Annotated in this window: 1 protein-coding gene; it reads left to right on the forward strand. The window is 62.3% G+C overall.

The features are described 5' to 3' along the window. Positions 1-33: 33 nt before the first annotated feature. Positions 34-1,072 (forward strand): IS21 family transposase (gene istA, locus J0I64_RS03190; protein WP_291406175.1); only part of this gene is annotated, 1,039 nt, incomplete at its 3' end.

The following is a 1,072-nucleotide window of genomic DNA, read 5'->3' on the forward strand; positions in this document are numbered from 1 at the left end:
CTGCCTGCTTTGTAACGAAGCAGGTGGTCGGGGATGCTGATCGTGGAGACGATTGCGCGGATTCGGCGCGAGCACTTCGTCAAGGGCAAAACGATCAAGGAGATCGCCCGCGATCTGAAGGTGTCGCGAAACACGGTCCGGAAGGTGCTGAGGTCGGGAGAGACCTCGTTCGAATATGAGCGTTCGGTCCAGCCACGGCCCAAGCTTGGACGTTGGGCATCTGAGCTTGATGGGGCGCTGGCGGCGAACGCGACCAAGTCCGCGCGCGAACAACTGACCTTGATCCGGATCTTCGAAGAGTTGCGCGGCCGTGGTTATGACGGTGGTTACGATGCCGTGCGGCGGTACGCCGGGCGGTGGAGTAAGGAGCGCGGACAATCAACCGCGACGGCCTACGTCCCGCTGAGTTTTGCGCCAGGCGAAGCTTACCAGTTCGACTGGAGCCACGAGGTAGTTCTTTTGAGCGGGACCACGGTGATCGTGAAGGTCGCCCATGTCCGGCTCTGCCACAGCCGCATGCTGTTCGTGCGGGCCTATCCGCGGGAGACGCAGGAGATGGTATTCGACGCCCACGACCGGGCGTTCGCGCTGTTCAAGGGTACCTGCAGCCGCGGCATCTACGACAACATGAAGACGGCGGTCGAGACAATCTTCGTCGGCAAGGATCGTCGCTACAATCGCCGCTTCCTGCAGATGTGCAGCCACTACCTGGTCGACCCGGTCGCCTGCACGCCGGCCTCGGGTTGGCAGAAGGGCCAGGTCGAGAACCAGGTTGGCCTTGTCCGTGAACGGTTCTTCACGCCGCGACTGCGGTTTAAAACCCTGGACGAGTTGAACGCGTGGCTTCTGGATAAGTGCATCGCCTACGCCAAGGCGCACCGACATCCAGAACTGGCCGAACAGACGGTCTGGGAGGTGTTCGAAGCCGAGCGGCCGAAGCTCGTTCCCTATGCTGGCCGGTTCGACGGATTCCACGCGGTGCCGGCATCGGTCTCGAAGACCTGCCTGGTGCGCTTCGACAACAACAAATACTCGGTCGCTGCCAGCGCCGTCGGACGGCCGGTCGAGGTTC

Source organism: Devosia sp. (assembly GCF_017307565.1).
Lineage (GTDB): Bacteria > Pseudomonadota > Alphaproteobacteria > Rhizobiales > Devosiaceae > Devosia.